Genomic DNA, 12,830 nt, shown 5'->3' on the forward strand with positions numbered 1-12,830 from the left:
TAATAAATATTTTTATATATAAATATACTACGGTGCATTAACTGGTTTAGCAAGACTTGTGGGTTGCGTTCCAAGCGGGATGTAATCAGAACCTGGAACTTGGCTCGATTGCTGTATTGGCAACGATAATGGACTAGATTTCTCAAATGGATTGTCGATTTCATATTCTTTATCTCCAGAATGATCTAGAGAATTGGGGGATGAGGAAACTCTGCTAGATAATGGGGGTTTAAATGTTTCTTTTTCTTGGAATTTATAATTTTCTGGAATTTTTAATGGAGTCTTACCGATATCGTCTCGGATGCAAATGACTATATGCTTATCTCCCTGAAATATAGGGGCACCTGGATGATAATTGCCTTTTTCATCCTTTCCCCAATCGAGATTTAACCAGACTTCTCTGGTATCTGTATCAATATGTGTGTAGATTTTATCAGTTTCATACTCTTGCCTAAGCCAGCTAATAATACCTTCGACTTGGCTATCGGGAGCATTAAGGTTACCCAAATAGACCTCAGCATATGCATGTCCTCCTGTCGTATTGTTATTGGCTAAGATAATTCGTGTAGTTCCACCAATAGACTCGACCAAGGCAGCCATAAGGATTGCAAAATCGTCACAATCTCCAGCCCCCGCACATCCTGCCGCTTTTCCTATCCGCAGGGACGCATTTGCATAATTAAAATAATCTGTACCTCTTGGATCTCTGATATAGCTCCAACCCTTGATCGGATTTTCGCCATTTTTTAGATAATGATAGATTGAGCCGATCTGATCTATTGTCAGATCTCCTGGATATTTGGCAGCAAACAAAAGAGCTTCCTCACGGACCTTGGGATTTTCTGGTTCCACTCTGGAGTTAAAAACTGCCTTGAATTCGCCTACTTTTTTCTCCTTTATACCTAAAGGAGTACTGCCACCACCAGTAATAGGAAACACCATTGTCTCGTTATCCAGAGCTTGGATCACAGTTGGTATCCCAGCGAGTTGAGGAGATGAGATATAGAGTCGCTCAATTTGAGACGATGTATAATCAGCCACATCTGATATCGTTTCGTCGAAAACGAAAGGCACATCTTCTGCAGCACCTGATCCGATGAGAAGGATCATACAAAGCAAAAATTTCAAGGGAGACATGAAGCACCTTGATTTTTTTGTGCCAGCTCTTTTGCTTTGGCAAATGCCTTTTGCGCTTCCTTTCCTAGTATCAGAGACTTGGTATACCAGGCTTCTGCAGACATTGGTTCCAACTGTATAGCCTGATCACAAGTCAAGATGGCTTCATCATATCTGCCTAATGCATAAAGGATTTGAGCTTTATTGTTCCATGCTGTCGCGAACGACGGCTCCAACGCAATAGCTACTTCAAAGCACTTAAGTGCATCTTCGAAATTATATGCGGCAATCTGGACAACGCCTTTATCGTTCCAGTTTTCAGCCGATCGTGGATTCATCTGAATTGACTGGTCGAATGCCTGAAGGGCTTCTTCGTACCTATTCTGGTTGAGTAAGACTTGACCTTTTTTTTGCCAAACCTTATAGTCATACTCATCCCTAATCTCACCCACTGTTTTATAGGATTTGCTGACCGGAAACAGCAATATATCGCTATTTTTCGGTGAAGATATAGGTGGCACCCCTGCTAGATCCGGAGAGGACGCACTGATGTTCACGAGCTGCTCTGAGTCATACCTCCCCACGTCGTAAGAATTCTCGTTAAAGACGTAAGGAATATCATCTGCTGCTGCAGTTCCAAATAATATTACTAGGCCGAGCCAGAGAAGAGCATGTGATCCCATCAATCATTCCTCTACTAATGATCATTGATGTCCTTGATGAAAAAGTTTGTGTTGACTTCGTTGTCACATTGATGTATCCCCTTATAGTGTTCATGGATCCAACGGTACCGATCCTGGCAGGCCATTAAAAACAAGGATTAAGCATCGGTCGTGTACTCGAATCATTGAATTAGTATCCTGAATGTCATTAGCTCCCTAATAGACCATATATGATCAGTCATTCCTTCTGCCATCGCAGGTGTTCATTTTTTCCAGCCCTGATCAATTCTTAGCCGAAGTGACTTATGTGGCTTGACAAAGTTATATCAAGCTTGGAAAAAGTCCAGCGCATGAGTATGCCGTCCTGAGATCTTACTGCAATTCATGCTCTTGCGCACAAAACCAGCCAATGAATTGCGAATTGTGAGATTCAGCCGCTCGATATATGAGATATTGATCTTACTACCAGAATCGTCACCAAGTAATTGTGGAGTGAACCCCTCCGAATGGACAATGCTAACGGCAAAGCTGGCCGGCTAAACATATACAAATGCATATAACCGGATGATAAAATACGGACAATAGCAGAATGCAATTAAAGGCGAAAAGAATGAAGTCAGCCATTACATGAGATGATAGCAAAAGTGGGGATATTCAATGAATAAGATGTGTTTAATTATTCCGGCCTTCTTACTGGCACTGGCTATGGGCCCGGCAGAAGCCTACCCTCTGCAGGCCAGCGATGGAAATGCTACAGTAATCCTGTTTGGGTCAATCAGGATGCCATATGAGTTAAATGATAGTGAGGAGATCCTGAAGGTGGATACCGGGCTTCTGAACGCCCCGAATGCCACTTATCAATTAGTGGATCAGTATGATGCTGTTTACAATCCAGCGATGTACAAACCCCTGAACGAGGGAAGGCAGCTGGTCTACTTCGTGGTTCCCAGAGACAGCCTCTTCAAGTTGATTACTGCGACTCCTGTGGGCGGAAGGCCCATCAATATCAACTGGTGGGCTACACCTAAAGCGGGCAATGAGTTTCTGTTGATAAGGTGCTATGGGATCACAGATTGGCTGCTCAATCCCGACGAGCAGGGAATAGTGGTTCAGGTCCGTGGCCAGAACAATGGCACCCAGGATGTAGTATTCAGTCCAGAGAATTTCGTCCTTCTTGATCAGTGGGGCTGGCCGTATAGTGCGACCATTGGATTCGATACCGAGATTATAGCTCCTGGAAACGCGACCCAGGACCGTGTGCTGGTGGGCTTCAGCGGCATATCTCTCCGGAGCAGGCCTGTGGCTCTGGTGTATGGCTACAATACCGAGAGTCCCATAGTCATTGACTTTGATAGTGATTATACCCAGCTCACAAATGAGCAGGTCTATGGGACGGCGTGAGCACAAAATGTCTCCGCAGCTCAGAACGCAACCGCGGCCTCGAACATCAATCCAGCGTCAGCTCCACAAAGGCAAGGCTTGCTGCCGCGAGAGAGAGGCTCAAACAACAGACCAAGGATGATACATCAGCGGCATGAAAAACCAGTATGCCTTAAGAGTTTTTCATGTTGAGACGCAGAGAAACAAAGGCTATAATCGCTGCTGTGCCTCACCCACATAATTCAGCGAAGAGCCTGGAATTCTAACCATCGAAGACATGATTCAATGCATAGCACAGGCAGGATACGACGTTAAAAGGAAAAAATCTGGGGTAAATGGATAATGCCACTAACATTTGGTTTTTTTGTTTTTCATCGGAAACAGCGAATAGCCCTTTTTTTCATTTTTCAGGCAAAGTAAATTAAGATCAATCACGTTCAATATATATATAAATATAAAATAATCAGTGAACTGAAAACGGGCACTTTTCGACCTTGTAGGGAGCGCCTAAACATATGCCATCACATAACCTATAAATAAAGGCGTGGAATATGTATAAAAAATAGATGTTGGATGTAGGAGGTAGCATATTGATATACAGACAGCGGAAAGCATTGCTGGCCCTTTGGGCCTTATGCATAGGGATATCGCTCTTTGGATTAGCCATAGGGCAGAATACATACGATGCATACCCTGGAGCGCCCACATCAGTGGCCACTCAGATCCCCACACCGGCACCAACGGCCGAGACCCAAACGACTATCCCTTCACAGGTACAGACGACAGTGCCTGCCTCGAATCAGATGCAACCCACTTCCATTGTGGCACCATCGGCAGCGCAACAGCAGCAAACGGCAGTCATGACCACACCGGTTGTATCATCTAGCTCAGCCACCGCCACTGCTGTTTACTCTGCTCAGGCACCTCCTGCAACACAGCAGAATGTACTGCTGACATACGATGTTCAGACCGCTCCTCCCTCGGCGGTATACTACAGCGGATCATATTTGCCCTGGACATCTTTCTATCAGGTATTCTCAGCAAACGCCCCAGCACTCTGGATCTCATCATCCCTGGGATGGGCCTGGTATGCCACCAGTCCTGCGGGGAGCTGGGTGCAGGAGCTGATGTATGTCCCGGTCACGGGAAGCATGAAGGTGTATGACCTGTACCCCGACGGCACAACAAGATACGTCAACTACGGATTTGCCACTCCGGGCTATAAGCTCAGGTGGTTCCGTGCTGATACGCCCGGCAGGTACATGACCATGGTTACTATAGCCGACATTCCGAGCAACTACATTATCGTCGACGCGGCATAGCTCAACCGATCTCATTTCAAGCTGTGGAAAATTGAATGATCAAGAAAGGATGATGATATGATATTCAACTTAGCTAAAAGGTCGCTGGTGAGCCTTCTTTGCCTAGGCATTGCATTGGCCGGGATCGTTTTAGTCGGATTTGCTTTGGCCGCAGACAATCAGGGTGATGGGACATATGACGCATATCCTGGGGGACCACAGCCCGTCTCCGGGCAGCAGGCGCAGGCGACCATAGTCAGCACCACTACGCCTGGCCAGACAGCCACCACCGTGGTTCAGGAATCAGTTACATCCACGGTAAAGACAGGAAAGCCGTTGATTCAGATTGGCTCAGTAGGCAGAGCGGAGAGCGTAACGACCAATAGCAAAATAACCGCGACCTATACCACCCAGGCCCCGCCGGTCACTGAACAGAAGGTTCTGCTGAACTACAATGTCCAGACTGCCCCACCAACGGCGGTGTATTACAGCGGCACTTTCATGCCCTGGGCATCGTTCTCGCAAACATTCCAGGCGAATTCGCCCTTGCTGTGGGTGGCATCGTCTGCCGGCTGGTCCTGGCAAGCGACTTGTCCTGTTGGCGGCTGGATCCAGAATCTAATGTATGTGCCCTACACCGGAACCATGAAGATGTATGAGTTCTATCCTGACGGGACTGTCAAGCTCTACAGCTATGGATTCAACAATCCGGGCTACAAGTACATCTGGTTCTATGCAGATACACCGGGAAGGCATGTATCGCTGTTCACCATATTCGATAAGCCAAGCAACTACATAACCATCGATGTGGTATAGAGTTCTGGGATTATGCTCATTACTCTATCCCCTTTTTTGGTTAATTTTTGGAGGTTTGGCCAACAAGTAGATTATAGCAAAAAATCTGCAACAATAGCATGACAAAAATAACAATCACTATTAAAAAAAATGAGCATTGGTAGCGATGTCTCACCGAGAATTGTGGTTGGCGGCGCCAGAGCCTGAGGATGCGCAGGGAAGCAGATGCATGTTCATGGATGCCATAAGCTCGTGGGATGTCGTATGGATTAAATAATTAATAGCGGATAATGAAATGCAGATCACTATGGCTCACGGGGCAATCTGGTTGTGCATGGTTCTTCTAATCGGTTCAGGGTCAGCTGTAGATGTGCCCTTCGTCTTTGACCAGAGCACATCGGGCGTTGCTGGCTATACTTCCGCCCAAATCGAGCAGGATCATACTGCCTCTCCCGATCTGGCTGGAGTGCCCATCGTCTCTTTGCCATCTGATAACGAGTCCCTGGAGATCCCGATTACAGGCGGCGGCAGTGGTTCAGGGACACAGGAGAAGAATATCGGAGAGCTCAAGAAGACCCTGGATGCCAGGGTAGAGCCTGATAACCCGCGGGTACGAGACGAGGCGGTGGTCCTGGCGCTCAAGTATCCCGGCGAGAAGACCATCGATCAGATAGTCTCCATCTATGACTACCTGAAGAATGGTGATGAATCTAAAAAGGGGTGGGGATACGTATCCGATCCCAGGGGCATAGACGATTTCATGTTCGCCAACCAGACTCTCAGGAATGGCGAGAGAGCGAACTGTGTGGGCGGTGGCGATTGCGATGACTTTGCCATACTCATGTCCGCACTGGTGGAGTCAATCGGCGGAACGACAAGGATCATACTCGCACGAAACAACAGCACCGGGGGGCATGCTTATACCGAGGTCTATCTGGGGAGGATCAATAATAGTGATAGCGGCGACCAGGTGGAGGCGATCGTCGGTTGGCTGAAAGAGAAGCTTGATGCGGATAAGATCTATACCCATATCGATACTGACACTAAAGACGTATGGCTGAACCTGGACTGGGGGCCGGACGAGAAGGGGTCCGCTCACCCCGGAGGGCCGTTCTATCAGGGAGACAAGCACATAGTGCTGTGTGTCAGGGATGAATTGGTGAAGACCCCTATGAGGCTACCTGAGAAATCCAATAAACCACCAAAGCTGATCAGCCTGACGGCAGACAAGCTCAGCCCTCAGGAGGCGGGTGCTGCCATCACCTGGACCGCAGAAGCCAGGGATCCAGAAGAAGACCAGATGCTGTACCGCTTTTACCTGAACGATGAGCCTGCAACCAAATGGATCGACGAAGATATGTGGACCTGGACGGCAGAGGATTATGATGCTGGCGAGAACCAGATCGAGGTTCGAATAAGAGATGGAAAGCACGCAGGAGCGGAAGGATTCGATAGCAGAAAGGTCGCCAGCTTCGAGATAGCTGAGGCAGAGCAGACGCAGCCTGTGAATTGGAGCGAGGATGACAGAGTCGTACCTGAAGAGGATTCAGCGACGATGGATATGACTGCGGATGTGGATGATCGCATCGTATCTGAAGTAAAAACCTGGTCCAAGACATTTGGCAGAGAAGAAGATGATATAGGCTGGTCAGTCCAGCAGACCCTCGATGGCGGTTATATCATTGTGGGCGCTACATGGTCCTTCGGGGCAGGCTGGAGCGATTTATGGCTGATCAAGACCGATGATCAGGGCAACAGGCTCTGGGATAGAACGTTTGGCGGTGCAGAAAATGATGAGGGCTATTCAGTCCAGCAGACCCTCGATGGCGGGTATATCATTACGGGTTATACAGAGTCCTTCGGGGCAGGCAAAGAAGATCTGTGGTTGATCAAGACCGATAAACAGGGAAACAAGCTATGGGATAGGACGTTTGGGGGAGCGGAAACTGATGAGGGCTGGTCAATCCAGCAGACCCTCGATGGCGGGTATATCATTACTGGCTATTCATTCTCCTTCGGGGCAGGCAATGAAGATCTGTGGCTGATTAAGACCGATGATCAGGGAAACAAGCTATGGGATAAGACCTTTGGCGGAGAAGAATCTGATAGTGGCGGTTCAGTCCAGCAAACCAGCGATGGTGGGTATATAATTACTGGCCTGACAGGGTCCTTCGGGGCAGGCGGTTATGATTTATGGCTGATCAAGACCGATGAACAGGGAAACAGGCTCTGGGAGAGGACGTTTGGCGGTGCAGAACTTGATGTAGGCAAATCAGTCCAGCAGACCCTCGATGGCGGTTATATCATTACTGGCTATTCATTCTCCTTCGGGGCAGGCAATGATGATCTGTGGCTGATCAAGGCCGATGAACAGGGAAACAAGCTATGGGAGAGGACATTTGGCGGTTCAGAACCTGATGTGGGCTATTCAGTCCAGCAGACCCTCGATGGCGGTTATATCATTGCGAGCGAAACAAATTCTTTTGGGGCAGGCTGGAGCGATTTATGGCTGATCAAGACCGATGAAAAGGGAAACAAGCTATGGGAAAAAACCTTTGGCAGAGCAGCACATGATTTGGGCAGGTCAGTCCAGCAGACCCTCGATGGCGGGTATATCATCGTGGGCGGTACATTCTCCTTCGGGGGAGGCGGTGCTGATCTGTGGCTGATCAAGACCGATGACGAGGGCAATGTATAATGCCAGTGTCATCCATGAATCTGCTTGTGACAGGACTATATGGTGCCTAAGAGGAGAATCCTCATACATATGAATTAAATAATTAATAGCTGATAATGAAATGCAGATCATTATGGCTCACGGGGCAATCTGGCTGTGCATTGTACTTCTCGTTGGATCAGGGTCAGCGGCAGATGTGCCCTTCGTCTTTGACCAGAGCACTTCGGGCATAGCTGGCTTCAGTCCGTCTCAACTTGAACAAGCGCATCTTTCATCTGCTGACCTTGCGGGAGTTCCCGCGGTGACACTTGCGGCTGATGACGAGGTTATGGTATTTCCTGTTGCTGGTGGCGGCAGTATGCCGGAAGGAGAAAACAGCAAGAAGGTGGGTGAACTCAAAAAATCATTGAGCGCCAGGACGGAGCCGGATAATCCAGTCGTCCATTATGAAGCGGTTGTCCTTGGGGCAAAGTATTCAGGAGATCATACCATTGATCAGATAGCTTCGATTTATGAATATCTCAAGAATGGCGACGACTCGAAGAGAGGATGGAGCTATGTTCCAGATCCGAGGGGCATAGACTACTTCATGTATGCCAATGAGACGATAAAGATAGGCAAAGAGGTGGGATGCGCAGGTGCAGGTGACTGCGACGATTTTGCCATCCTCATGGCTGCACTGGTGGAATCCGTGGGCGGGACCACGAGAATTATTCTGGCTCATAATAATACTACCGGCGGACATGCCTATGCTGAGGTCTATCTCGGTCAAATCGGTGAACAGAACAGCCTGGTCGAAGATATTATCAAGTGGCTGAAATCAAACTCTGATACGGACAAGATCTACACTCATATCGACACCGACAGCAAGGATGTCTGGCTGAACCTTGATTGGGGAGCAGACAGGAAAGGTAATGCTCACCCCGGAGGACCATTCTATCAGGGAGACAAGCACATAGTGCTTTGCATAAGAGACGCCTTTAGCAGGACCCCGCTAAGGCTGCCTGAGGCACCAGAAGATGAAGCTGAACAAGGCACGCCTGAGCGGCGAGAGGATGGCAACAACACTATTGGCCAAACGGTCACAGAATCAATTCAAGAAGCGGTTAGTATCGACCAATCGCGCGTAGGGCAACAGACAACCAGCACCTCAGGCATAGAAGTCCAGTCCTGGTCCAAGACATTTGGCGGAGAACGTGGTGATAGAGGAGGAGCAGTCCAGCAGACCCTCGATCGCGGGTATATCATTACTGGCGGAACAATCTCCTTCGGGGCAGGTCGTGGGGATCTGTGGCTGACAAAGACCGATGACCAGGGAAACAGGCTCTGGGAGAGGACATTCGGCGGAGAAGAATTTGATGAGGGCTATTCAGTCCAGCAGACCAGCGATGGCGGATATATCATTACGGGCTTTACAGAGTCCTTCGGGGCAGGCGATGGGGATCTGTGGCTGATCAAGACCGATGATCATGGAAACAAGCTATGGGAGAGGATATTTGGCGGAGAAGAACCTGATGAGGGCTATTCAGTCCAGCAGACCAGCGATGGCGGGTATATCATTACGGGTTATACAGAGTCCTTCGGGGCAGGAGATCTGGATCTGTGGCTGATCAAGACCGATGATTATGGAAACAAGCTATGGGAGAGGACATTCGGCGGAGAAGAACCTGATGAGGGTATGTCAGTCCAACAGACCCTCGATGGCGGGTATATTGTTACGGCCTATACAGAGTCCTTCGGGGCAGGCGATCAGGATTTATGGCTGATCAAGACCGACGACCAGGGAAACAAGCTATGGGAGAGGACATTTGGCGGAGAAGAACCTGATAGTGGCGGTTCAGTCCGACAAACCAGCGATGGCGGGTACATAATTACAGGCTATACAGAGTCCTTCGGGGCAGGCGATCGGGATTTATGGCTGATCAAGACCAATGACGAGGGCAGCAAGCTATGGGAGAGGACGTTTGGCGGAGCAAAAGGTGATCGCGGCGGTGAAGTCCAGCAGACCCTCGATAGCGGGTATATCATTATTGGCACTACAGGGTCCTTCGGAGCAGGCAATGATGATCTGTGGCTGATCAAGACCGATGCCAGCGGCAATAAGCTATGGGAGAGGACGTTTGGCGGAGCAGATTGGGAATATGGCAGTTCGGTCCAGCAGATCCTCGATGGCGGGTATATCATTACGGGCTATACATGGTCATTCGGGGCAGGCGGTGGAGATTTGTGGCTGATCAGAACCGATGCGGAGGGCAATGTTTGATGCCTGTATCATCCGCGAAACTGAATGGACTATGCGGTGCTAAGAGGAGAAAGCCACATTATTTAGCATGAATTAGATAATTAATAGCGGAAAGCAAATGCGGATCATTATGGCTCACGGGGCAATCTGGCTGTGCATGGTACTTCTCGTTGGATTAGGGTCAGCGGCAGATGTGCCCTTCGTCTTTGACCAGAGCACTTCGGACGTAGCTGGCTATACTTCCGCCCAAATCGAGCAGGACCATACCACCTCTCCCGATCTGGCTGGAGTGCCCATCGTCTCTTCGCCGTCTGATAGCGAGTCCCTGGAGATCCCGATTACAGGCGGAGGCAGTGGTTCAGGGACACAGGAGAAGAACATCGGAGAGCTTAAGAGGACCCTTGATGCCAGGGTAGAGCCTGATAATCCGCGGGTACGAGATGAGGCGGTGGTCCTGGCGCTCAAGTATCCCGGCGAGAAGACCATCGATCAGATCGTCTCCATATATGACTACCTGAAGAATGGTGATGAATCTAAAAAAGGGTGGGGATACGTATCCGATCCCAGGGGCATAGACGATTTCATGTTCGCCAACCAGACTCTCAGGAATGGCGAGAGAGCGAACTGTGTGGGCGGTGGCGATTGCGATGACTTTGCCATACTCATGTCCGCATTAGTGGAGTCCATCGGCGGAACGACAAGGATCATACTCGCACGAAACAACAGCACCGGGGGGCATGCTTATGCTGAGGTCTATCTGGGGAGGATCAATAATAGTGATAGCGGCAACCAGGTGGAGGCAATCATCGATTGGCTGAGAGAGAAGCTTGATGCGGATAAGATCTATACCCATATCGATACTGACACTAAAGACGTATGGCTGAACCTGGACTGGGGGCCGGATGAGAAGGGGTCCGCTCACCCAGGTGGACCATTCTATCAGGGAGACAAGCACATAGTGCTCTGTGTCAGGGACAAAGTGCTGAAGACTCCTCTACGGATGCCTGAGATATCCAATAAACCGCCAAAGCTGATCAGCCTGACGGCAGACAAGCTCAGCCCTCAGGAGGCGGGTGCTGCCATCACCTGGACTGCAGAGGCCAGGGATCCAGAAGAAGACCAAATGCTGTACCGCTTTTACCTGAACGATGAGCCGGCAACCAAATGGATCAACGAAGATATGTGGACCTGGACGGCAGAGGATTATGATGCTGGCGAGAACCAGATTGAGGTTCGAGTAAGAGATGGAAAGCACGCAGGGGCAGAAGGCTTCGACAGCAGAAAGGTCGCCAGCTTCGAGATAGCTGAAGTCGAGCAGACGCAGCCTGTGAATTGGAGCGAGGATGACAGAGCCGTACCTGAAGAGAGTTCAGTGGCGATGGATGTGACTGCGGATGTGGATGATCGCATCGTATCTGAAGTAGAAACCTGGTCCAAGACATTTGGCGGTGCAGAAAATGATTGGGGCATGTCAGTTCAGCAGACCCTCGATAGCGGGTATATCATTACGGGCTGGACATCCTCCTTCGGGGCAGGCTACAATGGTCTGTGGCTGATCAAGACCAATGATCATGGAAACAAGCTATGGGATAGGACGTTTGGCGGAGCAGAATGTGATGAGGGCGATTCTGTCCAGCAGACCCTCGATGGCGGGTATATCATTATGGGTAATACAGAGTCCTTCGGGGCAGGCAATAATGATCTGTGGCTGATCAAGACCGATGATCACGGAAACAAGCTATGGGATAGGACATTTGGCGGTGCAGATTGGGATTGGGGCAGTTCAGTCCAGCAGACCAGTGATGGCGGGTATATCATTACGGGCTCTACATTCTCCTTCGACGAGGCAGGCGATAGGGATCTGTGGCTGATCAAGACAGGCGATAGGGATCTGTGGCTGATCAAGACCGATGACCAGGGAAACAAGCTATGGGATAGAACGTTTGGCGGTGCAGGACATGATGAGGGCAATTCAGTCCAGCAGACCCTCGATGGCGGGTATATCATTATGGGTTATACAGAGTCCTTCGGGGCAGGCTCCAGTGATCTATGGCTGATCAAGACCGATGACCAGGGAAACAAGCTCTGGGATAGGACATTTGGCGGCGCATATGGGGATGATGGCAGTTCAGTCCAGCAGACATTCGATGGTGGGTATATCATTACTGGCGGTACATCCTCCTTCGACGAGGCAGGCGATGGGGATCTGTGGCTGATTAAGACCGATGCCGAGGGCAACAAGCTCTGGGATAGGACGTTTGGCGGCGCATATGGGGATGATGGCAGTTCAGTCCAGCAGACCCTCGATGGCGGGTATATCATTATGGGTAATACAGAGTCCTTCGGGGCAGGCAATAATGATCTGTGGCTGATAAAGACCGATGACCAGGGCAACAGGCTCTGGGATAGAACGTTTGGCGGTGCAGGACATGATGAGGGCAATTCAGTCCAGCAGACCCTCGATGGCGGGTATATCATTATGGGTTATACAGAGTCCTTCGGGGCAGTCGATAGTGATCTGTGGCTGATAAAGACCGATGCGGAGGGCAATGCATGATGCCAGAATCATCTACGAAGCTGCTTGTGACAGGACTATGCGGTGCCCAAGAGGAGAAAGCCACATTATTTAGCATGAATTAGATAATTAATAGCGGATA

At 49.5% G+C, this 12,830-nt stretch carries 8 protein-coding genes; 6 read left to right on the plus strand and 2 right to left on the minus strand.

Features of this window, described 5'->3' with window-relative positions; genetic code table 11:
• Positions 1-27: 27 nt before the first annotated feature.
• Both MCON_RS10205 and MCON_RS10210 read right to left on the minus strand, forming a co-directional pair.
• Positions 28-1,110 (minus strand): transglutaminase domain-containing protein, encoded by a 1,083-nt coding sequence (locus MCON_RS10205; protein WP_232844277.1) that lies wholly within the window; start codon positions 1,108-1,110, stop codon positions 28-30.
• 14 nt (positions 1,111-1,124) lie between these two features.
• Positions 1,125-1,799 (minus strand): tetratricopeptide repeat protein, encoded by a 675-nt coding sequence (locus tag MCON_RS10210; protein WP_013719891.1) that lies wholly within the window; start codon positions 1,797-1,799, stop codon positions 1,125-1,127.
• 636 nt (positions 1,800-2,435) lie between these two features.
• Between MCON_RS10210 and MCON_RS10215 the strand changes: the two genes are divergently transcribed.
• The 6 genes from MCON_RS10215 (at position 2,436) to MCON_RS15690 (ending at position 12,730) form a co-directional block, all read left to right on the plus strand.
• Complete coding sequence (locus MCON_RS10215) at positions 2,436-3,179, plus strand: hypothetical protein (RefSeq protein ID WP_013719892.1); 744 nt, start codon at positions 2,436-2,438, stop codon at positions 3,177-3,179.
• A 545-nt stretch (positions 3,180-3,724) separates the two neighbouring features.
• Positions 3,725-4,480 carry a RodZ family helix-turn-helix domain-containing protein gene (locus tag MCON_RS15685; RefSeq protein WP_083804712.1) on the plus strand — a complete coding sequence of 252 codons (756 nt, stop codon included), beginning with the start codon at positions 3,725-3,727 and terminating at the stop codon, positions 4,478-4,480.
• 57 nt (positions 4,481-4,537) lie between these two features.
• On the plus strand, positions 4,538-5,275 hold the full coding sequence (locus MCON_RS10225) for a hypothetical protein (protein WP_013719894.1): 738 nt from the start codon (positions 4,538-4,540) through the stop codon (positions 5,273-5,275).
• A 274-nt stretch (positions 5,276-5,549) separates the two neighbouring features.
• Positions 5,550-7,952 (plus strand): transglutaminase-like domain-containing protein, encoded by a 2,403-nt coding sequence (locus MCON_RS15295; RefSeq protein WP_013719895.1) that lies wholly within the window; start codon positions 5,550-5,552, stop codon positions 7,950-7,952.
• A gap of 100 nt (positions 7,953-8,052) precedes the next feature.
• Positions 8,053-10,194, plus strand: a complete 2,142-nt coding sequence (locus MCON_RS15300) for a transglutaminase-like domain-containing protein (RefSeq protein WP_013719896.1) — start codon at positions 8,053-8,055, stop codon at positions 10,192-10,194.
• A gap of 97 nt (positions 10,195-10,291) precedes the next feature.
• Entirely contained in the window at positions 10,292-12,730 is a 2,439-nt protein-coding gene (locus MCON_RS15690) for a transglutaminase-like domain-containing protein (protein WP_013719897.1), read from the plus strand.
• The last annotated feature ends 100 nt before the right edge of the window (positions 12,731-12,830 follow it).

The sequence above is a fragment of the Methanothrix soehngenii GP6 genome (genome assembly GCF_000204415.1).
GTDB lineage: Archaea > Halobacteriota > Methanosarcinia > Methanotrichales > Methanotrichaceae > Methanothrix > Methanothrix soehngenii.

What these genes read in the sequence shown, in the direction of transcription:
- MCON_RS10205 (WP_232844277.1), bottom strand. Translation starts at nt 1,110, where the DNA reads ATGATCCTTCTCATCGGATCAGGTGCTGCAGAAGATGTGCCTTTCGTT.
- MCON_RS10210 (WP_013719891.1), bottom strand. Translation starts at nt 1,799, where the DNA reads ATGGGATCACATGCTCTTCTCTGGCTCGGCCTAGTAATATTATTTGGA.
- MCON_RS10215 (WP_013719892.1), top strand. Translation starts at nt 2,436, where the DNA reads ATGAATAAGATGTGTTTAATTATTCCGGCCTTCTTACTGGCACTGGCT.
- MCON_RS15685 (WP_083804712.1), top strand. Translation starts at nt 3,725, where the DNA reads ATGTTGGATGTAGGAGGTAGCATATTGATATACAGACAGCGGAAAGCA.
- MCON_RS10225 (WP_013719894.1), top strand. Translation starts at nt 4,538, where the DNA reads ATGATATTCAACTTAGCTAAAAGGTCGCTGGTGAGCCTTCTTTGCCTA.
- MCON_RS15295 (WP_013719895.1), top strand. Translation starts at nt 5,550, where the DNA reads ATGCAGATCACTATGGCTCACGGGGCAATCTGGTTGTGCATGGTTCTT.
- MCON_RS15300 (WP_013719896.1), top strand. Translation starts at nt 8,053, where the DNA reads ATGCAGATCATTATGGCTCACGGGGCAATCTGGCTGTGCATTGTACTT.
- MCON_RS15690 (WP_013719897.1), top strand. Translation starts at nt 10,292, where the DNA reads ATGCGGATCATTATGGCTCACGGGGCAATCTGGCTGTGCATGGTACTT.